The organism is Sporosarcina sp. P7, assembly GCF_002743425.1.
Classification (GTDB): Bacteria; Bacillota; Bacilli; order Bacillales_A; family Planococcaceae; genus Sporosarcina.
The window spans coordinates 1-23,406 of record NZ_PDZF01000019.1 but is presented as its reverse complement, the minus strand read 5'-3'; the positions used below and the strand labels follow the sequence as shown (position 1 = coordinate 23,406).

Here is a 23,406-nt window from a genome sequence, read left to right as displayed (position 1 = left end):
ATCTTTCGGTAAATGAACAATCAAGACGTGACGCACATGGAAATAAAGAGTACAATAGACTGAACAGTCATTCATTTACTAGGGGGAACAGAAGATGATCACAAAAATTAGTACGCCTACGCCATTTGCGGTAGGTGACGTGAACTGCTTTTTACTAAAAGGCGACACGCTAACGTTGGTAGACGCGGCGACAAAAACGCCAGAAGCGCGTGAAGTGTTGCAGATGAAATTAAAAGAAATGGGCTATACGTTCCATGATATAGAGCAAGTTTTCGTCACGCATCACCATCCCGATCACTGCGGATTGGTCGAGATGTTTGACCGCGCGGAAATCCTCGGTCATCCGTATTTAAATTACTGGCTAACACGAGATACAGAGTTTTTGGATCGTCATGACCGTTTCTATGAACAATCATTAATAAAAGAAGGCGTGCCGGAGCAATATTTTAAGTGGGTGAAACGCTTCCGTCGATCAGTCGATTTGATGGGAGGGCGTCCCGTCGATCGCATGATGAATGATGGTGATGATCTGCCAGGACATCCAGGCTGGAAAATCCAAGAGTCTTTAGGTCACGCGCAAAGTCATTTATCGTTATTCAATGAAAGGGAAGGCATTCTGATCGGTGGCGATTTGTTGCTCGAGAAAGTGTCATCCAATCCATTAATTGAGCCTCCGTTTAAGAAAGAGCACGGACGTCCGAAATCATTGCTCCAGTACAATGCATCACTAAAACGTTTGTTAGATTTACCGGTATCAATCGTTTACGGAGGTCATGGCGGAGAGATTACCCATGCCCACGAGCTGATAACTGAACGCTTGGCTAAACAGCACGACCGCGCCATGAAAGTTCTTGCTATGTTAGATGAATCGAAAACGGTCTTTGACGTAACGAGACTACTATTCCCGGCAGTTTATGAAAAAGAGTTGGGACTGACGCTGTCTGAAACGATCGGGCAGTTAGATTATCTAATGGCGGCAGAATTAATTTCTGAAACGGTTGATTCAGCAGGAGTCCATCATTATGTCCGTCTCTAAATCTGTACTGATCACAGGAGCGACGAGTGGAATTGGGTTTGAACTAGCAAAACGTTTGGCGATGTTGAACGACTATCGTGTGATTGCGACAGGGCGCAATGCGAAAGCGTTAGAAGAGTTACGCGTCCTCGGAGTAGAAGGATACTGTGCGGATTTGCGAGACACGAAGCAGCTAGATTGGCTGGTATCTTGCATTGGAACACCTGACCTCATCGTATTTTCTGCTGGAGTAGGGAAGTTCCACCTGGCCCATGAGACGACCGATGAAGACATGTATGCGATGCTCGAGACCAATGTCCTTGTGCCGATGCAACTAACCGCGCGTGTAGTACCTGCAATGATCGAGCGCAAGCACGGTCATCTCGTCTATATCGGTTCACAGGCAGGGAAAGTAGCAACGCCAAAAACATCGGTCTATGCCGCGACGAAACACGCGCTAATTGGCTATACGAATGCTGTGCGTATGGAAGTGGCGCCTTATGACGTCGATGTATCCGTTATCCATCCAGGGCCGATCGATACACCGTTTATCGAGCTCGCGGACGTCACCGGTGGCTACAAACAAGCAATGGGTAGCCAGTTGTTGTCGGTGGATACGGTGGTGCGCGCTGTTATGGAAACAATCGAGCGACCTAGACGCGAAGTGAACTTGCCAAAAATCACGGGTCTAACGAGCAGGCTGTATGCGTTGGCGCCTAGCGTAGTAGAAACCATCGGGAAGCCATTTTTCTATAAGAAGTAAGAAGATATCTAGAACGCTGTTGCTGAAAGTCGTTACGATACGGCTTATAGCAGCAGCTTTTTTTGAAATGGGAGAGAAAAAATATGTGATGTTACTGGACTCCATACGTCGCTGGCGCATGGCCCCCGTTTTGAAGTTGTCTTCGTTTAATTATTGGATTAATCTTTACACGTTTAATTAAATAGAAGAAAAAACTAGTTGATCGTAAGTGGAAGGTGGCGACTCCCGATGGATCAGCCCGACAGGTGAGACAACTAAAGGGAGCTTGCGACCTAGTTGGCTCACCGCGGGCCCATGGGAAAGCGTCCACCTGGAACGTCGATCAACGGTGCCGTCCCGCTCCCTTTTCATCTCGGGTTTAAAATAACATTATTATGTAAACTGAAATAGATTTCAAATATAGAAGTTGGAATATTCTATCATGAATGCTATAGTGTACATGATAGAGTTCACATATTAGACATAAATTACATATCTCAGACATGTTGCCAAGACTACTAAGAGTAGACACCCTGACGCCATTCTGAGTGAATTCTTTCACAGTGAATTTCATATGAATGGAGGAAAGGGTGAGATTCGTATGTTGGCTAAAGAACACGATCAAAACATTTGGAAATACGCATTTGCAAGCGTCGCCGTTACGGTCAGTTCTCTCGGCTTTGGACGGATGTCGTATGGAATTATTATGCCTTTCATGAAAGAGAACCTTGCAATGACCTATAAACAAGCGGGGCTGCTCGCAACGACGGTATCGATTGGCTATTTAATGATGGTGATCTTTGTCGGATTGCTGGTGACTAAATACGGGGCAAAAAAGCTTGTGATTTTTGGTACGGGACTCGTTTCATTCGGACTATTTATGTTGTCATTTGTCGCTAGCTATGGATGGACACTTTTCGCCATGTTATTGCTCGGAGTTGGAACCGCTTTTACGTATACACCGCTCATTACGATACTTGTCGGCTGGTTTCCGAGGAAGCGCGGTATGCTTATTGGCTTTCTTGTGGGTGGCATGGGATTAGGAACGCTGATTTCAAGCGCGTTAATTCCGTTCTTCACTACATGGTTCGGCGATATGGGCTGGCGCTACCTATGGTTCGTCTACGGTGCTCTGTCGATCGTATCTATCATCATCGCGATGAGTATTTTGCGAGATCCACCGATTCCGTTACTACCTAAGGAAATGCAGAAACGCTCATTTTGGACGAAAGTATACTTCAATAAACGCGTACTTCGTGTCGCATTCATCTATGGACTCGTTGGATTCGCCTATTTGGTACCGCAAAGCTTTTTATTTAGCTATATTCTCGAAGTAGGACTGACGAAGTTCCAGGCAGGACAAATTATGGCAATCAGCGGAATTATGTCGATTTTCAGTGGACCTTTATGGGGCGGAGTTTCTGATCGTATCGGACGAAAATCTGCATTGCTTGCGACACTTGGGATTGGTGCTGTTTCACTGATCATTCCGGTTATTTTCCCAGTGTATATTGGGCTTGTCGTTAGTCAATTCCTCTGGGGTACAACGATTGTCGGGATGCTGTCGCTCTGCCAAGCATTATCTACAGAACAAGTTCATCCGACGTATGCACCTGTTGCACTAGGCTATGTAACGTTCTTCTTCGCAGCAGGGCAGTTGCTTGGACCTGGCATCGGTGGCTGGATCATCGACCGCTTCCAGCAGATCCCGCTTGCACTCATTATGTGCAGTGTACTACTCGCTTTGGCGTTCTTGCTGACGATTCGAATGAACGCGCATGCGGTAGATGTAGATGTGACGGCATTAGAAGCGAAGCCTGTTTTAAAAAGTCTATGTCTGGAGGAGGCTTCTGCTGAGGAATTGTGAGTCTTGTGGAAGTTGCCGTATGGTCAACTGAAATTAGACTTTGTCCATATGCTTCTTACTGCATATGTGATAGGTAAACGTATACTAGAAGAAATAAAGGCGCTGACATTCCGGTAAAGGAATGTCAGCGCCTTTTGAAAAATAAAATTTTATTTATATTGAAATAGTCTTAGTTAACCATACTTTTTATGAAGGGTTGATTTCAGTGTAGAATTTTTCCGATATACAGTACAATAATAGAAATGCTCTATATGTGTAAGTAGGAGGTTACTGATGTGTTTAAAGTCGTAAATGAAAAAAAGTCACAATTAGATGCTGCTCGTCCCTTGCCTAAATATACTTTGAAAAGTTTACGGGAAAAGTTATTTCTAGAGTGGACCTATAATTCGAATGCCATTGAAGGAAACACATTAACTATGAACGAAACGAAAGTGGTCCTTGAGGGGATTACGATTGGTGGAAAAACACTAAGGGAACATTTAGAGGTAGTTAATCATCGTGATGCTATTACGTATGTCGAAGAATTTGTTCAAATGAAAGAAACACTTTCAGAAGAGGAAATAAAAAAACTACATCGTTTAGTGCTGAAAGGAATACATGATGAGTATGCGGGTGTATACCGTCAAGAACAAGCCTTTATTGCTGGTGCTACACACAGACCACCCGCACATTATCTGATACAAGAAAAAATGGATCAAATGATGAATTGGTATCGTAACGAAGATGTCGATCTTCATCCTGTAGAGCGTGGAGCTATGTTGCATGCTATTTTTGTGGGCATCCATCCCTTTATAGATGGAAATGGGCGTACCTCAAGACTGTTGCTTAATTTAGAACTAATGAAAGAGGGATTCCCTCCAGTCGTTATTAAAGTGGAAAATCGATTGGCATATTATGATGCACTTGACAAAGCGCATACAACGGAAGATTATAACGATTTCATAGCATTAGTAGAACATGAAGTAGAAGACTCTCTCGACTTATATCTAAGTACAATAAGTTAATAAGCTCTTCATTTTGAAGTATCTTGTTCATTTCACTGGTACAAAAACGCAATTAAACAACAAAGAGTTCTCATGTTTTTAGAATGGGGACACTTTGTTTTTTAACTCTGTATTAACCTATGGGACTGTAAAGCAAAATTCTTTTGGAAAAGCCCTTTGATCATTACACATTAAATCTCCCGTTCTTTAGTTGAATGAAATATGAAACGATTTCCTAACTTATCCGTATACATAGTATGAAACAAAATTTTGTAACTGGAAAAGAGGGTTGGTTATGTTGAGTTTAGTACTATTTTCATTACTTGTAGGGGTTGTCGCGAGTGCTATTATCGTTCCGTTTCTTTCTGTACATAACAAAAATGAGCCGTTATCGTTTAACCGGTGGATCGCTTTCGGGACACTTACAGTCATTAGTATGATTGGCGTATTCCTATTTTATTACGTGACAAATTTGGATCGTAATTGGTCATCGCTATGGGCATTGTTACTCGTTGTGGCTATTTTAGGAGCGGTGGTTTCGCAAGGTATAGAGCGCAAAATAAAAATGGTTGTATCATTGGCAGCGTTACTCATTGGCGTGTATGTGTTAAGTGCACCTCTTTTCAACGCAAATAAAAAGTATGAGACCGTTGCGATGACACAGAAAGTTGAAATTACAGCGTTTGATGAAACGAAGACGCCGGCTAGTGTACCACCAAAGTTTGCGCGTAATAAAATGAAAAAAGCATTTGGTCAAGTACCGGATACGAGCTATTATGAACTGGGACATTTACAAATTCAAAAAGTGAATGACCAATTTGTCTATATTGCGCCTGTTGAGTTTTCGGGTTTTTTCAAATGGTTCAACGGTAAAACGACTCCTGGTTATTTCACGATGAGTGCAACGGATTCATCAGATAATCCGAAATTCATTAAAACGGAAATGGCGTATACGACGTCTTCGTACTTCCATAAAAAAGTGTATCGTAAAATGCGTATGGAAATGCCAGATTTAATCTTTTACGGAGATGTTCAATTAGAAATTGATGATGAAGGGAAGCCGCATTATATTCGCACGTATGGAGAATTCATTTCGGCACGTAACGGATTTAACGCCAAAGGAATTGTCATGTTGAATCCTGAAACAGGCGCTACGAAGAAATATGCGTTACAGGACGTTCCTGAATTTATTAATGGAGCTGTTTCACCTGAAGCGGTAAGTCTTCAAAATAGTTATTTCGGTAAGTATATCCATGGTTTTTGGAATTCAGTAGTCGGGAAAAAAGATGTGAAAATTCCTTCAGACGAAGGAACAGAAGCCAATGTGAGCCCGATCTTTGATGCGAATGGACATATGTATTATTTTACGGATTTTACCAGTCCGAAAGAAGGCGTAGATTCCATGCTAGGGTATGCATTAACAGATGGCCGAACAGGGAAAGCGACGTATTACACGGGGGATTTGGAAGAGTCCTACATGGATTCACAAGGTGCGCTCCAGATCATTGAAAAGAAGTTTATCGAAAAGAAATGGAACGGCGAAATGCCTGTCTTGTATAACTTCTACGGTGAAGCAAGTTGGTTGACGCCGGTACTTGATTCAAATGGATTCCTGCAAAATTACTTCATTGTTTCCGCAGCGAATCCTGAAATCTCGGTATTTGCGAATTCACCAAACGAAGCGTTGAAATTGTATAAATCGGCACTTCAACGTGGCGGCAGTACAGTAGATGGAAGTTCCAATGCAGAAGAAGCGAAAGCAACGATTACAGCGATGCGCGTGTTTAAAGAACGCGTCGGTGATTTTACACTCGTTTCCATTCTCGCAAAAGACGGTCGAAACTTCCTTGTTTCATCGGAAGTTGAACCTCTTTCGATTTATGTAGAAGAAGGCGACCAGTTAACGGTGACGTATTTGGAAACGGGTGAGTTATTCTTACCTGTGAAGGAATTGGTGAATAACAGTATGAAATAAATAATGGTGAAAATGCCTGATAGCGCATTCGCGTTGTCAGGCTATTTTTATAAAGAGTTCCATTTCAAGCTTTTATTATTGTTAGTCATTGAAAAATAATAAACTTTCACATTAAAGAAACAGATGAATTTCAACACTCTATAAGAGTCATCGTTTCAACCCTGCTATCTCTTCTTCAGTCAAGTAACGCCACTGACCCCGTTCCAATGATCCAAGCTCAATATGCTTGATTCGAACCCTTTGCAAGTGCGTCACGGTATATTGAAACCGTCTGCACATTCTGCGGATTTGTCGATTCAATCCTTGAGTTAACGTAATACGAAACGTGAAGTCGTCGAGCGGAGTTACGGGACAAGGGTTAGTTGTCGTATAGCTTTTCATTCTAGGATTGTAAATATCTACACCATTTGATAAGTCTTCTATAAAGGTGTTCGTTATTTTTTTATCGACTGTCACCACATATTCTTTTTCCTGATGATTTTCCCCTTTCATTAGCTCATTTACAATACTTCCATCATTGGTTAATAAAATCAGACCTTCTGTTTCTTTATCTAAACGTCCAACAGGAAATATACGTTCAGGATACGATATAAAGTCGATAATATTACCGGCAATAGTAGGCGAAGCTGTACAAGTAATCCCACTTGGTTTATTTAGTATCATATATATGTTTTGTGCCGTTTGCGTGATGGGGTGCCCGCCCACTTCGACATAATCATGATCTTCAACAAAATACACATGCGATGCAATCTTACCATTGACTAGCACTTTTTCAGCCGTAATATAGCGCTCTGCTTGTCTTCTGGAACAGAATCCCGAAGAACTAATATATTGATTCAACCTCAAAATTTCCGCTCCTTGTCTTTCTACGAAGTTTCTTTTAGTATATCATGATTACTCTTTTGACTAATGGCTACATTCGATTATTCATGCTCTATTAAATAACTAGAGAACATTTTGATATAATGAATGGAAGAGTGCAATGATTCACCGGCTACAGAAAATACAGAACTAGGGGGTATTTTTAATGAATATCGACTTTATAAAATTGACGGAACCGACTGCTGCGCTTGTCAATACTCTGAATCATTGGGGAAATGATATGTATTTGAAACCTTTGACTCAACCCAATCCAAGTAAAGAAGCATTGGAGCAAAAAAATGTTCTTACTATAGAAGACATCATTCAAAAGCTAGAATATCAGCATACATTCCTGATCTATTTGGAAAATCAGCTGATCGGGGAAATGAGCTATACAGTGGATCCTGAGCATTTACTTAGAAAAGAAACAGGGACAGCGTGGATCAGTATTTCGATTGGTGAGTCAGAAGGTCGAGGGAAAGGAATAGGTTTTATCGCTTTAGAATACTTGGAAGAGCAAGTTAGAAAGCATAATCTTCAACGAATCGAGCTAGGCGTATTTGAATTTAATACACCTGCTTTAAAACTATATAAGAAGTTAGGGTATCAAGAAATAGGACGTATAGAAAACTTTACGTATTATGATGGGGGAATGCGGGCTGATATTCGTATGGAAAAGCGTATGTAATTTTATAAGTAAGCACACGATTATATGAAAATCACATCACTTGTCAATGTCTTACAATAAGAATACTTTGATTGTTTTAAAAAGCGAATATGAGTTATTAAAATCTATTGGATATAAATAGAGGTGAATAGTATGGCGCGATTAAAGGTTGGAGATGTATTTGAAGTCGATACAACGAGTGGTAAAGCGTATATTCAATATGTTTTACATAATGAAGTGATTGGAGATTTAGTACGTGTATTATCAGGTGTATATGATAAAAGACCAGAAAACCTGATTGATATAATTAATGTGAAAGAGGAATACTTTGTACATTTTCCAGTTAAAGCGGCTAAAAAGCGAAAAATAGTAGAACTAGTTTCAAACTTTGAATTGCCTAAAGGAATAGAAGTTCCTACTAAATTCAGAACTGAAATAATGGATAAGGACGGAAATCTGATCGGTTGGCATATCGTGGACTATGATACGTGGCAAAGAGAAAAAATTAATGAATTATCGGAAGGACAAAAAATGTTGTCTCCGTGGGGTACATGGAATGATACTTTGCTTATTGAAAGAATTTCTCAAGAGTGGACATTAGAAAATTGGGGATAGTGTTTGTAAATACCATGTAGAGTGTATTTCTTCTAATGTAATAATTCATAAACCTTGATGGGCTACAAGCGTATTACCTATTTTAAAAAAGGTACTAGTTATTCACACGATTACGAGTCCTTCAAGTATCTGGTGCTTTTCATCAGCGTTTCCAATATTGTACCATTGAGTGAAGTAAGAAATAATGGATATACCGCAAAAGGACCATCATATTGAATGAATCTTGGAAGGAGTGACGGTGTGAAAGCAAAAGAAATTCTTCAAGAATTAGATGCATACACTGAGGATTATAATTTCCCTATACTAGATAATTATAATGTTGACTTAGCACAATGTAGGATTACTGTTTTTAGTGATAAAGAACAATGGTTAATTGTATTTGAAGTTGTAGGAATAGACATAAATCAGGAGATAACTACTGATTTATATATTTATAGCAATGTCACTAGACAGGGAGGTTTATTAACAGGTATAGAGGACATGGTAACCTTAGAAAATAAAGAAAACTGGTATGATGACGAAGGCAAGTTTATTGTAAATCCGTTTCATTTAGAACTTATTATAATGGGAGAAAGGGTTACATTAAACCCTCAAAAGACTGAATATATAAAGTTAGGAATTAATACGAAAGCATTTAATTTAACTAAGCTTCTACGTTATCTAAATTCACAATACGAAGAAAAATTATGGTTAACGGTCGAATTTCTACTAAACGAGATAGATGAAAGTATTGAATTACCATTATTTTATCAAAGTAATGAATGGCAACATCCTGATATTAGTAATGGACAAAAACCAAGCGAAAGTATGTTTTTTCAAAGTCTGTCACAAGCAATCGAATCGAATAATGTGGATTTAATAAAATCGGGTGAATCAAATACTCACTGGTCTAATTGGACATGGAGCGATTTTGAAAACCAAGAAGAAGATATGGAATAAAGAAGTGTTATGCTAACGGCGGCGGTTGTTGGAAAGCGACTACCCTTTAGGAGATATGAATTAAAACTTCTTTCTGCAAACGCGCGCGATTGCTTTATAAGTGATTGCGTTAATATCGCAATCGAGCCAAATTATTATATTAAACAAGCGGATTAGTCTGTAGATAAAGGAGGTTTATAAGAATATAAAACGTAAAAGGAAGGTCTGGGGGATAGGTTCAGGAGTATTTATTGTATTTGTTATAGTATTCATATCTTGGTATTATCCATTGTCGCTTTTTAGCATCCATCAAAGCTTTACATTTCATCCTGGTTCAGAAACCCATAATGGCAAAACCTACGAGGAAGAGATTGGCAAGTGTAAAGCTGCCTATGTGAAGGATCTAAAAACGGATTTAGAAAGTGATAATTACCATAAATGATTCACACGAGAAAAATGAATGGTTGAAAACATTTGATCCACAGAAATAACAAGAGCTTTAAAAACAGGGTATAAAAGACTGGAGACAAGCCTGTTTATAGACCGCGCAAAGAAATACCAAGAGCTTAATTTTAGGAAAGAAACATTAGGGTTGCTTTTTTATTTAATGTCTGTTATATTTAAAGAGTATTATCTTTGTTCTTTTTCAGATCGAGAATATATTTCATGGAAATATATTTTGTTTTTCGTCTAAAGTTTTGAGCAAGTATAGTAACATCATTGTGTGGACATCCACACTAGGAGGCAATTAATTATGGAACAAGGTACAGTGAAATGGTTTAACGCAGAAAAAGGTTTCGGTTTCATCGAGCGCGAAGCAGGAGAAGACGTATTCGTACACTTCTCAGCAATCCAAGGCGACGGTTTCAAATCTTTAGACGAAGGTCAAAGTGTAACATTTGAAATCGAACAAGGACAACGTGGCCTACAAGCTACAAACGTTCAAAAAGCTTAATAACAGCTTGGAAGAGACCCTACTTGTAGGGTCTTTTTTTATTTGCTAAAATTTATTTATAATAAATGAAAGAGCTGCTTGTAGGAAAAATACTCACTATATGGATGCGAAAGTATGGATATACATTTTGAGGAGGACTTTTATATGAAAAAACTGGAATCGTTACCGGTTGAAGAATTACTCGATCACTTGGAGTTGCTTATAGACCAGCGCGATGATGGGAAGGATTCTTTGCTGGATTCAATTATTTCAGTTGAGACTGCATTGCTTCGCGTAATTAAATCCGATCCCGAGAGCGATTATGCAATGAGTATCTTTAAAATTGAAAGCGATCTCACTGAGCATCTTGTGAAGTATGGAACGTATTTGAAAACGGAGTATCGCAAAGACGATGTAGCAGCAGAGAGTACACTGAAAAAAGCGCTTCGATACGATCGAACGATTCCGCTAGCCCATTATCGTCTTGGATTTATAGCGTATAAACAGCAAACGTATAAAAACGCACTTTTCCACTTTCAACATGCAGTGGAGCTTCAGCGGTTGAACCCTAAACATAAAATGAGCTTATCCAATCAGCAAAGTTATCATGCGCTGCTGTATTTGAGTAATAGTGCGTTGTATCTTGCAGCCGAAGCACAACAACACATTCAAGAAATTTCAGTACATAATGATGTAGAGCAGACGAAAATCGATCAATTAACACTCTCTCCTTTATATGAGCTAATTGATGCGAATTCGAGATATCTGGCACAACACGCATTTCAGATTACGAATAGCGGGGGCCAGCGTGGTGTGTCGTGGGAAGAGTACGAGCAACTGACGGATGGGGCAGCTAAGGATGAGCTCGTTCTCGATATGACAGGTAGAGAGATTTGGGCCCGATATGGCGGATCAGCAGTTAAACTAACCATCTTGAATGCAGAACTGCTTCGTACACTCATGCTGAATTCAAGTGAAACTAAGCCTTTAGCCAAAACGGATCTCTCAGATATATTCAGTGTGCGCTCAGGCGATATCAAGATTGAAAGATATGTGAAAAACATTTCCAGACTTCGTGAGAAACTACTTAAACTAAACCTTCCGCTAGACGTCATAGGGATGGTTGCCAAACCATTGAATGGACAAGATACCTCCTACTACTATCGATCTAAGGAAATCCATTTCGTGCTAATAGAACATGCAGAAGGCGGTCAATGACAGGTCTGTCACCAAGTATTTCGTATACTGTGGTTATCACAAAAAGAGGAGCTGTTGTATATGAAAATGGAAATGACTTGGAATCGTTTGTTGGTACGTCATGGTTGGCACTTGGAGCCTTTAGTAGGTGAAAAATGGAATGAAGATCAACATTTTTATGCGCACGAAGAAACAGATGAGAATATGAAGTTTTTAACTTCCTGTCTGACTAAAGCGAATGTGTTATTCGACTATGATGAACTTAGACTCTTGACGATAGAAAGTGCGCCGCTTGAGGAAGAGCAATGGTTGCCCGTAGTAAATGCGAAGTATAGAGGCAGGACAGAAATGTGTGGAATGTATACCGAAGATCGTCAACTGAATATATACCAGTTGGATACGTTTATGAGCGGATTCGTTCGCCAAGTCAATCGATTGGGCATTCAAACAGAATACTCATGTGATGGTCATAGTAAACGAAACCCGTCGTTAGACATACGAAAAGGCGTAGGTGCAACACAACTCATGGAGTTACTACAGGCATTAGGAATTCCGTGTAGAATGAATCGTAAGAATACTCAGCGTGATACGTTACAGATAGTCACCTCTAAAGAAAATCTGTTAGATCTAGCGGAGCAACTGTCTACGATCGACGAAGCGTGGCTCACAAGCGGTGATTCAATCGAAGAACGCGTATTTCAAATGGAGCTAGAGCAATTGCTGAATGTGCCGGGTGTGAGTGGGAATGAAGGAGAGATTCGGCAACATGTCGCAACGAAACTTAGACCATTCGTAGATACGATGCGTACGGATTCATATGGAAATCTGCTTGCGGAAAAGACGTATGGATCAGGAAAAGGTCGAGTTATACTAGTAAATGCACATCTGGATATTGTTCGTGAACTCATTCCAGAACGTCAAATCGTTAAAACGGATGGGGTATGGAGTAGCAGTGAAGGAATTTTAGGGGCAGATGATCGTGCCGGAATTGCGATATTGCTTCAAATTTCCAAATATCTTCAAACGAGTCGCTTTACAGGTACGGTAAAATATGTCTTGACTGTAGAAGAGGAGATTGGACTTATTGGAGCACAGAAAGTCGATCTCGCATTTCTTGAAAATGTCGATGCAGCTTTGGTGTTGGATCGAAGAGGCAATGGGGATATCGTAACATCATGCGCAGGAATAGAATATTTTTGTACAGATTCTTTCGGAGATGCTATTGAAGAAATTGCAGAAATCAGTGGAGCTGGGGAATGGAAATGCACGCCAGGCGGCAGTAGCGATACACGGGTCTGGGCTGCAGCGGGTATACAGAGTGTCAATTTATCTGTAGGATATCGGAATGAACATACGAATTCGGAATCGCTTCACGTAGGCGATTGTTATCAAACGGTTAGTCTACTGAAAAGCTTGTTTTTGAACACGCGTATGTTGATGCCGAGTATCAGGGAATGGAATAGATCTCAAGCGAAGCGTGAGAGGACCACAAAAACACTAGTATAATTATCACAATTTTCATATGAAAGGAGTGTCCAAATGGAAGTAGTATACATTGCCGGTGGCTGTTTATGGGGAGTACAGGCTTTTATAAAAACCTTACCTGGCGTGATATTTACGGAAGCAGGGAGGGCGAATGGAATACTTCATTCACTCGAATGTGAGTATGATGGGTACGCTGAATGTGTAAAAACAGGATTTGATCCTGCCGTCGTAACTATTTCGGAATTAATGGACTATTTATTTGAAATCATAGATCCGTATAGTGTGAATCAACAAGGTGCAGACGTTGGCGAGAAATACAGAACGGGCGTCTACAGTGAAAACCTTGAACACTTGAAAGAAGCGAAAGCGTTTATTACGAAGAGAAGTGATGTGGACCGTATAGTTGTGGAAGTAGTACCTCTTACAAACTATGTGAAAAGTGCAGATGAACATCAAGACAGATTAGCCAAATACCCAACAGATTATTGTCATATACCAGTGGGGTTATTAACTAAATATGGTTCCTGAAGAATACGTTTTTGGAATCGAGAAAAATGACAACACTCTATGATAAACTGGTATATAATGGACTTAGTAAATAAAACTTTCTTATTTCAGTAACTAAGTTTACAGTAGCGACAGATAAGGGGAGTGGGATACATTGAAATATCAAAACACGTGGGATCTAGAGAGTATTTTTGCAGGTGGAACGCATTCTGAAGAAGTACAAACGAAACTTTCGGCTGTCAAAGAAGATATTGCTCTTTATGCAGATCAGTTACATGCATGGAACAGTGATCCGGCTAATGATGCCTCTACTTTGCAAGAATTATTAAACAAGCAAGAAGTCATTGGTAAAGGCTTAGGCCAAGTGGGTACGTTTATTAATATGTGGCGTGACGCCTTCATGGATGATCCATATGCAAGCGTTGTCATAGGCCAAGTGATGGAACTAAGCAGTGAAATTCAGCAACTCTCCACAATCTTCATGAAAAAATTGGTAGCCATTTCGGATGAAAGCTGGAATCAACTTCTTGAAGACGATGCTTTACACGCCATCCGTTTCTCATTAAATGAAATACGTGAAGAAGGTAAACGTTTATTATCTGAAGCGGAAGAAAAACTGATTGCGAAATTAAATAAAGATGGTCTTTCCGCGTGGAGTGATCTATACAATACAGTGGGCTCCACTATGACCGTTCCGTTTACGGATAAAGACGGGAAAACCATAGACTTATCTATCGGGCAAGCTATGAATAAAATGTACGCCGATCCTGATGCAGAAGTGCGTGCAGCGCTTTTTGAGAATTGGGAAAAGACTTGGTCTGCGAATGGACCGATCTTTGCGGACATCTTGAATCATTTAGCAGGCTATCGCTTAACGTTACAAGATGCTCACGGGAGAGAAGGCCATTTAGAAGAGCCGCTTGAATATAACCGGATGTCTGAAGCTACGCTTACTGCGATGTGGTCAGCAGTGGATGCGCAGAAACAAACATTCATTGATTATTTAGGACAAAAAGCGGATTTAATGGGCATGGATCAGCTTGGTTGGCAAGATGTGGCGGCTCCAGTTGCGGTAGGTGAAACAAAGCCGACACGCTTCACATATGATGACGCCTGTGATTTCATTATGGAACATTTCGCTTCATTTGGACCGAAATTGACCGACTTTACGAAACATGCATTGGAAAACCGTTGGGTGGAAGCGGAAGATCGCCCAAACAAACGACCAGGTGGTTATTGCACAAGCTTGCCTGAATTTGAAGAGTCACGTATTTTCATGACATTCACGGGTTCTCCAAATGACACGAGCACATTGGCACATGAATTAGGGCATGCTTTTCATAGTCATGTTTTGAAAGATTTACCGACATTGAACCGTAATTATGCGATGAATGTCGCAGAAACAGCGAGTACGTTCGCGGAAACGATTATTGCCGATGCTACCGTGAAAAATGCTGTATCCGATGAAGAGAAAATCTCTCTGTTAGCGAATAAATTAGAAGGTGCCACCGCAATGTTTTTAAATATTCGTGCTCGCTTCCTTTTTGAAGATCAGTTTTACACGGAACGCTCGAAAGGCATAGTGTCAGAAAATCGCTTGAATGAATTGATGGTAGACGCACAAAAAGAAGCTTTTGGTGCTAGTTTATCTTCTTATCATCCGCATTTCTGGGCAGCTAAATTGCACTTCTTTATCGATAGCGTGCCGTTTTATAATTTCCCGTACACATTTGGCTACTTGTTCAGCTTAGGGATCTACGCAGAATACTTGAAAAAACCTGAAGGGTTTGAAGAAAAGTATATTGCCTTATTACGTGATACTGGATCTATGACAGTAGAAGACCTCGCGAAAAAACACCTGGATGTAGATGTGACGAAAGAAGATTTCTGGGCAGCTGGCATTAAGCTAGTAGCAAAAGACGTGGAAGAGTTTGTAGAACTGACGAATTCATTACGGAAGTAATCCTGAAGACAAAAAATCCCGCTCCTTTTAAAAAAGAAGCGGGATTTTCTAGTTGTTTTACTTATTTCCTTGTTTGTCGAACTTATCTAGTATATAACCAGCCACTGCTGCGACGAACGCTGGTACAGCCCAGCCGAGTCCATGTTCGAAAAACGGAATAACGTTTAGCCACTCGGTAACGCGATCAGAACTGTACCCCGTGCTAGCGAATACTTCGTATAACGCAAAAACGAATGTGATAAATATAGATAGCCGATACATCATCTTGCCGCCACCCACAACATGTTGGGATAAGGAAAGAATGACTAGTACAATCGAGATCGGATAAATAAATACTAATAAAGGTATGGCCAAAGCTAATATAGCATTCAATCCTAAATTAGATACTACCAAGGCGAATAATACAAAAATCGCGACATAGGCTTGGTAACTGAACTTCGGATATATTTCATTGAAGAACCTTGAACAAGCATTAATTAGACCGACACATGTCGTTAAACAGGCTAGTATGACGATGATACCAAAAAGGAGTCCTCCGCCACTTGGGAATAACATGCTTGCGGCTGCAGTTAATACTTCCGCGCCGTTTCCAAATGTTTGTTCTTTTGGAATGACTTTACCAATCCATCCGAGTGAGAAATATACGACGGCCAATCCGATACTAGCGATGAAGCCAGCACCCAACGTTCCTTTAACCAGTTCTGACTTCGACCTTGAACCTTTATCTTTGAGCGCATTGATTACGACAATCCCAAACGCTAGCGCTGCGACGGCATCCATCGTGAAGTAGCCTTCTAAAAATCCATTTACAAATGGAGTTGATGCATAATCTTCTGCTGGAGCTGAAGATATGTTATCAAATTTGATAAACGCTTGGACAACGAGCACGCCTAAAACCAACAGTAGAATAGGTGTTAAAAACTGGCCGATGCGATCGACGATTTTTTTAGGATTTAAGCTAATGTAGTAGGTTATACCGAAAAATACTAGAGAGAATATAAGCAACGGTAAGTTGCCGTTCGCTTCCACTATCTGTTTAAATCCTAACTCATACGCAACATTGGATGCTCTTGGAATACCATAAAATGCTCCAATCGACATATAGATGATGATCGCAAAAATCATTCCGAACACTTTATGTACGCGGCTACCCATAGACAATAGCCCGTTATCAGACAAGGCGATCGCAAGAATAGCCATGAACGGTAGTAGAACGCCTGTGATTAGGAAGCCTACAATGGCGGGTGCAAAATTAGTCCCTGATTCTAAGCCTAGAAATGGTGGGAAAATCAGATTTCCAGCTCCAAAGAATAAAGAGAAGAGCATGAATCCCGTGAATAGTATGTTTTTTTTACTCACTATAATACCTCCTGATGATTTTGTGTGTAGAGTAAAATGAAAGTACATAATATATGTGTAATTGCATTTAGAATAGTAAGACTTCGCAAAATATAATGTGAATTGTGTCGATTATGTACCCAACGCGGTTGAATTCATCTAACACTTTTCATTGCATACGATAGTTTTGATCAATCCGGTGCTCTGTTCATATACCATTATCTCTCCTTTATTTTTGCGCAGAAAAAACTCGCCCCTAAATAGGGACGAGTTTTTACTCGCGGTACCACCCATGTTCCAAAAGCTTCGTAAACGATAAAAACGTTTCATTCTAATTCATCTTACGATTATATGTTTTCCATGTAACGTTGGAAATCCGGCAAAATTTACTATTTTCAACTTTGCATCTTAGAGATGATTTTCGGATATGCTCTGTTCATCGACTCTCACCACATGTCGACTCTCTGGGGAACGAACTTCATACCGTACTCTTTCTCGTCACTGAATATTATATACTACAATATAATTTAACAGACAACTATTAGAAAGGTCAATACCTTTTACTATATTCCGAATATTACCATAGCACGTTATTTTTTAAAAGAGAATTCCTTGATCCAAGAAGAGGAAAGGCAGTATTTTATTGGTATGTGGCCTAGTGAGTGTCTTTCGTTCTGGAGCATCTATCGAATGTAGGTGTACAACCTATTATTTATACCTATTCAGACCATCGACAGGTATATTTAGTTGTCAGGAGACCCAATATGATGAGCAGGGAGTAAATGAGGTATAGCTAATTCAATAAATTCTTCTGGCGTGATCTTGTGACTATTTCTCATCCAGTCTACAGAAGCTCCGTACATGCCAGAGCTCAATATGATAGCCATAATTCTCAACCCTTCATCTTTTTCGGAATGCTGTTGTGGTGAAAGTAATTGATAAAAAATGATTTCAAGCTGTTCTCTAATAATCCGGGCAATGGTATCTTCATATCCTCTATGACATCGATTCGATAAGGATTTTTGGAAGTTCGTGATGGCTACAAAAATACTAGTTATTGCTTCTTCAGTTAATTCATTATGTGGATAATTACTACAATTCAGATTTACTAGCAATACTTCAGATAATACTTTTTCTAATAAATCATAGATATCTTCGAAGTGATAATAAAACGTGGCCCGATTAATCATCGCTTCAGCCGCAATATCTGTAATGGTAATCTCTTTAAACTCTTTTATATTCGACAGTTCCATAAAAGAATCCATAATTAATTTACGAGTGCGTTGAATTCGTGGATCTGTCTTTGGCTGATTCATATAGATTTCCCTCCTACTTTTTATACAATATCTTCGATGTGTTGTATAAGCGACATATTCAAGGTTCTATTGGTGTTGATTCATTTCATTATGGTATAGAATTTAGTGGTAAGCAAATGATTAACACGTGAAGCAACAGGAACTTACTGTAACGTGAATGCTCTGTAATAGTGAAAATGAATCGCAAGTATCAAGTGGCCGAGACGTTTGAAAAGGGGAATCAGACATTGAAAAACAAGAATAATATGATATGTGATATGGAAACAGGTGTATGTGGAGAGGCTGGAAATGAAGAAATGGAGATCATCGACTTTAACCAGCCAGCAAAAGAGATTAATCTGTACTATGTGACGGATCCTATATGTTCTCATTGTTGGGCGATTGAACCTGTTCTAAGACGTTTTGTAGAGCAGTATGGTAGTTACTTCAACATGCATACCGTCATGGGCGGTTTATTGGAAAAATGGCATGATGGACCAATCGATCCCGCAAATGGAATTTATAAGCCGGCTGACGTGGCGGGTCACTGGAGAGAAGTTGGAGAACATGCAAGAATGCCGATTGATGGCAGTGTCATGATTGATCATCCAGTTCAATCTTCTTATCCACCCTCCCGAGTATTTAAAATCGTTCAAAAAAATCATGGTGACGCTATAGCATCAGATTATTTACGACGTACAAGAGAAGAACTTTTTGTATTCAATCAAAATATTTCGGAACGTTCTGTAATGATTGAAATCGTCCATACACTTGGCCTGGAGGGAGAAGCGATCGTCGATGAAGCCGAACAACCAATCGGACAACAACTATTACATGAAGATTTTGCGCTGGCCAGAAGTTTAGGCGCTACTGGTTTCCCAAGCATCATTATGATCAATGCGGACAATAAAGGCGTGAAAATTGTAGGCGGACGTCCACTTGAAACGTACGTTGACGGATTAAAAAAAGTGTTAGATGCGGAAGGATTACAACCAAAGCAACAACCAGCACTTTCTAGCGTACTTGAAAAAGAAAGACTGCTTTTTTCAAAAGAAATTGAAGTCATGTATGATGTTGAGCAATCAGATATTGCCTCATTTGTAGAAAAAGAACTTTCATCAAAACGTTATCAAGCAAAAGAAATTCTAGGAGAAATCTATTTTACAACTACTGAATCAAAAGGAGAATGAACATGACATACGTAGTACAAGTTGATTTTACAATGAATGGACCATTCGGGGATGACATGGCGGAAGCATTTGCCGATTTAGCAACGAGTATTAATGAGGAAGAAGGATTCATTTGGAAAATTTGGACCGAAAATCCTGAAACGAATGAAGCGGGTGGAATTTACAATTTCGAAACAAAGGAATCTGCTGAAAAGTATGTGGAGATGCACACGAAAAGATTGGCTAGCTTTGGAATTACAGACGTTAACGCCAAAATATTTGCAGTCAATTCTACACTCACCGCGATTAACAAAGGTCCCGTAAAATAAATCACTGGAAGTATGGGTATAGAAAGGAGGCGTTTTTTGTTACAAAAACTTGCAGCAAGTAGTCATTCAAAGCCGTTTACTGGACCATTTACCATCACACGGGTTCAACCAGGCAACATTCTTCAGGATGAAAAGCAGGACACGGCGTTTGGACCATTAGCTATTATTGATCATGCCGTCATGAAAAAAGGTCTTACGATTAGAATGCATCAACACGTAAATGATGAAATTTTAAGTTACATTAGCTCAGGCGTCATGCATCACAAAGGTTCTGCGGGTTTTGAAGCAGCTATTGCACGGGGGACACTCATGATGATGAATGCAGGAGCAGGCTTTTGGCATGAAGAAAAAGTGAAAGAAGATGAAGTAGAAATGCTTCAAATCTTCGTTCGACCGAATGAAACGGACCTTTCACCGGTCATTCAATTTCATGAAAAACCGATAGATCAAAAAGATTGGTATGTCTTAGTCGGACCTGAAGGAAGCAAAGCGCCACTTTACGTCAGGCAACAAGTCTATATACTAGACGCGCGTCCGAAAGCGGGTGATGTGCTAGACGTTCCAACATATACCGGGCTAAAGCCTTTTCTATATGTAATGAATGGAGAGATTACGATGCAGCACCTTACGATAGGCAAAACAGAAGCCGTAACGAATTTGGTCCATGATCTTCCAGCTATCACCGCGAATTTAGACTCGACCTTGGTGTTGTTTTTTGTTGAGATGAATGCACCGATGTCTATGGACGGAACAATTAGTGGAGTAAAGAGCTAACGGCCGTCGTACAGTAAAAAAATTAAAGTGTTGACAACTGAAATAAACTCGTGATATATTTACTACGAATTCGAGATAAGTTAAATGGTTATAACTTTGATTGAAGTTTAGATTCATACAACGACATTTTTTTACGACAATATCTCGAATTGGTATTAAATTAATTCAGTCTAATAAATGGAGGTATTTCGAACCTTATCATACATGGTCATGTTACGGCTGTAACAAAACATGCGGAAAAACAGAGATTTTCGGTTATAATCTCTCTTGAATTACATCCGTCAAAAATGAAATCATCAGTGAAACCATTCGATACAGTAGGAAGAGTACCTACAATCAATAAAGAATATTTGTGAGGAGTCGGAAGTGAAATGGGTTTTTTCGGTACTTTTTTTGGAAAAAAACAAGAGGAGGAAATAACTATGACAAAATTAAACATAGGGATTATTTTAGGGTCAACACGCGAGGGACGCGTAAGTCCACAAGTCGGAGCATGGGTCAAAGAATTAGCAGATCAACGCGGGGATGCGAATTACACAGTTATCGATATCGCAGATTATGCATTACCGCTTTTAGGTGAATCAGGTAGAGATGCATCAGGCGCAGCAGCTTGGTCAGAAATTATCGCGAAACAGGATGGATTTGTATTCATCGTTTCAGAATACAATCATTCCATTTCCGCTGCACTTAAAAATGCATTAGACTACCTTCGTGTAGAGTGGAACGACAAAGCAGCAGGTATCGTTTCATATGGTTCAGTTGGCGGAGCACGTGCAGCAGAACATTTGCGTGGAATTTTAAGTGAATTATCCATAGCGCACGTTCGTGTTCATCCTGCATTATCCTTATTTACAGATTTCGAAAATGGCACGGATTTCAAACCAGCGGCAGTGCAAGCCGCTTCAGTAGAGCAAATGTTAGACCAAGTCATCCCTTGGACCACTGCGTTACATACCATACGCAAATAATGTACGGGTATATAGATCTTTGTAATGACCATATTAATAAAACGTATGGCCAAAATGGTAAAAATTTCGGATGCCATCCAATTGAATGTATGTAATTCGAGATAAATGCACTATACGGTGGCCTGAACACATAAAAAGGAGAGTTTTAACATGACAAAATGGAATGTAGATGCAGCGCACTCAAACGTAGGTTTTTCAGTTCGACATATGATGGTATCCAATGTGAGAGGTAGTTTTACTGGGATTGAAGGTTCAGTTACCGGGGATCTTGACAATTTAACCGATGCGAAAATCCACTTTGAGATTGATGTGAACACGATCAATACTCATAATGAAGATCGTGACAATCACCTTCGTTCAGCTGACTTTTTTGATGTAGAACAATATCCACATATCACATTTAATTCAACTGAAATTGTGAAAACAGGTGAAGATGAATATGATGTAACAGGGGATCTGAAAGTGAAAGATATTTCGAAGAACACTACGTTTAACGTGACGCGTACAGGTGCTGGAAAAAACCCATGGGGTGTAGATGTAGTCGGTTTTGAGGCGGGGATAAAAATTTCTAGAAAAGAATATGGTTTAACTTGGAACCAAGCACTAGAAACAGGTGGCGTATTAGTAGGCGATGATATTAAAATCACAGTAGAGCTTCAAGTGAACCCTGAATAACGAATAGCGATTTCCTATCGCATAGGCGAAGATCGGCACCTTGGAAATGACCGACATTTCTCACGATAATGAGCTTCAGTCGTCTCATCAAGTAAATTATTTTTAAAAAGGCGTATCCTTATTCAAAAAGATCTCTATATAGCTAGTGAAGAGGCAAATAGCTGCCGCTTACAACTAGTTAGTAAGGGGATACCATCATGCAAATGATCCATGAACCATTTCTGCAATTTCATCCACACACGGCGGCACAGATCGGACTTAATGAATCGATGTTCCTGCAACAAATCCATGAGTTGTCTTTCGGTCCTTATGATACGGTAGAAGGAACGCAGTGGGTGAGGAGATCGTATAAAGAGTGGCATGACGTGATGAGTTTCTGGTCAATGGCTACGATTATTCGAGCAATTCGAAAGTTGGAGAAGTCCGGTTATATTCGTTCTATGCGACAGAACTTCGGAGAAAAGATGTATCTCGTGGATTACGAAATCTGTGAGTCAAATGCGATATTTCTGCTACAACCAGCGAGAGAAGAACTTTTGAACGTGAACTAATGTCTATTACAGGTGAGTGGAGGCTCTATGCTTCCGCTCTTTTTTCGTGCGATTTTGTAGCCTGAAATTAATTCCAAAATGAGTATCCTTATCCAAAAAGCCCTCTATATAGTAAGTGAAGTGGTGTATTGCTATCACTTACACGCAATAGAGGAGGAATTCCGTATGAAGTTATTAATCAATGAACAGCCATTACAATTACTACCGTCTCTTGTGCATCTAGTCGGGTTAAACGAGGCGTTATTTCTGCAGCAATTGCATTTCCGTTCACTCAATTCAAAAGATATGCATGATGGCCATTTATGGGTATGTAAAACGTATGATAAATGGTTGGAAGAATTTTCTTTCTTGTCACGAATGACGATTAAACGCACGATTTATAATTTGGAGAAACAAGGATACCTCATTTCGATCTCTGAATACAACAAGATGAAAATCGACAATACGAAATGGTACCGAATCGACTATACTCGATTGCCTGCAAGTGCGTTCGTACATGAGCAAGTCACTTGCTCAGAACCGCCACGTGCACCTGTCGAAGTTGAGCAAGTCCACGTGGCGGAATTGGGCAAGCCAAT

Annotated in this window: 22 protein-coding genes, 1 pseudogene and 1 other annotated feature; of the genes and pseudogenes, 20 read left to right on the top strand and 3 right to left on the bottom strand. The window is 39.9% G+C overall.

The window, feature by feature from the left end:
- The first annotated feature begins 94 nt into the window (after window positions 1–94).
- The 5 genes from CSV60_RS14385 to CSV60_RS14365 all read left to right on the top strand — a co-directional run bounded on the left by CSV60_RS14385 (window position 95) and on the right by CSV60_RS14365 (window position 6,582).
- The gene (locus tag CSV60_RS14385) at window positions 95–1,036 is read left to right on the top strand and encodes an MBL fold metallo-hydrolase (RefSeq protein ID WP_099637462.1); all 942 of its coding nucleotides are present in this window, start codon (window positions 95–97) and stop codon (window positions 1,034–1,036) included.
- The gene (locus CSV60_RS14380) at window positions 1,023–1,778 is read left to right on the top strand and encodes an SDR family NAD(P)-dependent oxidoreductase (RefSeq protein ID WP_099637461.1); all 756 of its coding nucleotides are present in this window, start codon (window positions 1,023–1,025) and stop codon (window positions 1,776–1,778) included. The genes CSV60_RS14385 and CSV60_RS14380 overlap by 14 nt, the downstream gene beginning before the upstream one ends.
- 580 nt (window positions 1,779–2,358) lie before the next feature.
- Window positions 2,359–3,624, top strand: coding sequence for a YbfB/YjiJ family MFS transporter (locus CSV60_RS14375; RefSeq protein ID WP_158233189.1), 1,266 nt, complete (start codon window positions 2,359–2,361; stop codon window positions 3,622–3,624).
- Window positions 3,625–3,899: 275 nt separating this feature from the next.
- Complete coding sequence (locus CSV60_RS14370) at window positions 3,900–4,628, top strand: Fic family protein (RefSeq protein ID WP_099637459.1); 729 nt, start codon at window positions 3,900–3,902, stop codon at window positions 4,626–4,628.
- A gap of 274 nt (window positions 4,629–4,902) precedes the next feature.
- Complete coding sequence (locus CSV60_RS14365) at window positions 4,903–6,582, top strand: hypothetical protein (protein WP_099637458.1); 1,680 nt, start codon at window positions 4,903–4,905, stop codon at window positions 6,580–6,582.
- Between the two features lie 147 nt (window positions 6,583–6,729).
- On the opposite strand, the gene CSV60_RS14360 is transcribed toward CSV60_RS14365, so the two are convergent.
- The gene (locus tag CSV60_RS14360; RefSeq protein ID WP_099637457.1) at window positions 6,730–7,428 is read right to left on the bottom strand and encodes a pseudouridine synthase; all 699 of its coding nucleotides are present in this window, start codon (window positions 7,426–7,428) and stop codon (window positions 6,730–6,732) included.
- Window positions 7,429–7,609: 181 nt separating this feature from the next.
- Between CSV60_RS14360 and CSV60_RS14355 the strand changes: the two genes are divergently transcribed.
- The 8 genes from CSV60_RS14355 (at window position 7,610) to CSV60_RS14320 (ending at window position 15,729) form a co-directional block, all read left to right on the top strand.
- Window positions 7,610–8,131, top strand: coding sequence for a GNAT family N-acetyltransferase (locus CSV60_RS14355; RefSeq protein WP_099637456.1), 522 nt, complete (start codon window positions 7,610–7,612; stop codon window positions 8,129–8,131).
- Between the two features lie 132 nt (window positions 8,132–8,263).
- The gene (locus CSV60_RS14350) at window positions 8,264–8,725 is read left to right on the top strand and encodes a hypothetical protein (RefSeq protein WP_099637455.1); all 462 of its coding nucleotides are present in this window, start codon (window positions 8,264–8,266) and stop codon (window positions 8,723–8,725) included.
- Between the two features lie 240 nt (window positions 8,726–8,965).
- Window positions 8,966–9,664 (top strand): DUF7003 family protein, encoded by a 699-nt coding sequence (locus CSV60_RS16080; protein WP_233189642.1) that lies wholly within the window; start codon window positions 8,966–8,968, stop codon window positions 9,662–9,664.
- Between the two features lie 733 nt (window positions 9,665–10,397).
- On the top strand, window positions 10,398–10,598 hold the full coding sequence (locus CSV60_RS14340; RefSeq protein ID WP_085130578.1) for a cold-shock protein: 201 nt from the start codon (window positions 10,398–10,400) through the stop codon (window positions 10,596–10,598).
- Window positions 10,599–10,742: 144 nt separating this feature from the next.
- Window positions 10,743–11,795: a tetratricopeptide repeat protein gene (locus CSV60_RS14335; protein WP_099637454.1), complete on the top strand. Its 1,053-nt coding sequence runs from the start codon at window positions 10,743–10,745 to the stop codon at window positions 11,793–11,795.
- Window positions 11,796–11,855: 60 nt separating this feature from the next.
- Window positions 11,856–13,280 (top strand): M28 family peptidase, encoded by a 1,425-nt coding sequence (locus CSV60_RS14330; RefSeq protein WP_099637453.1) that lies wholly within the window; start codon window positions 11,856–11,858, stop codon window positions 13,278–13,280.
- Between the two features lie 33 nt (window positions 13,281–13,313).
- Window positions 13,314–13,787 (top strand): peptide-methionine (S)-S-oxide reductase, encoded by a 474-nt coding sequence (locus CSV60_RS14325; protein WP_099630033.1) that lies wholly within the window; start codon window positions 13,314–13,316, stop codon window positions 13,785–13,787.
- 133 nt (window positions 13,788–13,920) lie between these two features.
- Entirely contained in the window at window positions 13,921–15,729 is a 1,809-nt protein-coding gene (locus tag CSV60_RS14320) for a M3 family oligoendopeptidase (protein ID WP_099637452.1), read from the top strand.
- Between the two features lie 57 nt (window positions 15,730–15,786).
- Here CSV60_RS14320 and brnQ read toward each other — a convergent pair whose 3' ends face one another.
- Both brnQ and CSV60_RS14310 read right to left on the bottom strand, forming a co-directional pair.
- The gene (brnQ, locus tag CSV60_RS14315) at window positions 15,787–17,088 is read right to left on the bottom strand and encodes a branched-chain amino acid transport system II carrier protein (RefSeq protein ID WP_099637451.1); all 1,302 of its coding nucleotides are present in this window, start codon (window positions 17,086–17,088) and stop codon (window positions 15,787–15,789) included.
- 238 nt (window positions 17,089–17,326) lie between these two features.
- Window positions 17,327–17,578 (bottom strand) — a binding site (T-box leader).
- 232 nt (window positions 17,579–17,810) lie between these two features.
- Entirely contained in the window at window positions 17,811–18,383 is a 573-nt protein-coding gene (locus tag CSV60_RS14310) for a TetR/AcrR family transcriptional regulator (RefSeq protein ID WP_099630030.1), read from the bottom strand.
- Between the two features lie 227 nt (window positions 18,384–18,610).
- On the opposite strand from CSV60_RS14310, the gene CSV60_RS14305 reads away from it, so the two are divergent.
- The 7 genes and pseudogenes from CSV60_RS14305 to CSV60_RS14275 form a co-directional block, all read left to right on the top strand.
- Entirely contained in the window at window positions 18,611–19,552 is a 942-nt protein-coding gene (locus CSV60_RS14305) for a DsbA family protein (protein WP_099637450.1), read from the top strand.
- Between the two features lie 2 nt (window positions 19,553–19,554).
- A complete protein-coding gene (locus tag CSV60_RS14300) occupies window positions 19,555–19,860 on the top strand; it encodes a monooxygenase (RefSeq protein WP_099630028.1) in 306 nt (101 codons plus the stop codon).
- A 36-nt stretch (window positions 19,861–19,896) separates the two neighbouring features.
- On the top strand, window positions 19,897–20,634 hold the full coding sequence (locus CSV60_RS14295; protein WP_158233188.1) for a pirin family protein: 738 nt from the start codon (window positions 19,897–19,899) through the stop codon (window positions 20,632–20,634).
- A 371-nt stretch (window positions 20,635–21,005) separates the two neighbouring features.
- On the top strand, window positions 21,006–21,602 hold the full coding sequence (locus CSV60_RS14290) for an NADPH-dependent FMN reductase (protein ID WP_199173112.1): 597 nt from the start codon (window positions 21,006–21,008) through the stop codon (window positions 21,600–21,602).
- 150 nt (window positions 21,603–21,752) lie between these two features.
- Window positions 21,753–22,277 (top strand): YceI family protein, encoded by a 525-nt coding sequence (locus CSV60_RS14285; RefSeq protein WP_099637448.1) that lies wholly within the window; start codon window positions 21,753–21,755, stop codon window positions 22,275–22,277.
- A gap of 197 nt (window positions 22,278–22,474) precedes the next feature.
- Window positions 22,475–22,828 (top strand): hypothetical protein, encoded by a 354-nt coding sequence (locus CSV60_RS14280; protein WP_099637447.1) that lies wholly within the window; start codon window positions 22,475–22,477, stop codon window positions 22,826–22,828.
- A 165-nt stretch (window positions 22,829–22,993) separates the two neighbouring features.
- Window positions 22,994–23,406, top strand: a pseudogene (locus CSV60_RS14275) (DnaD domain protein); the annotation flags it as partial.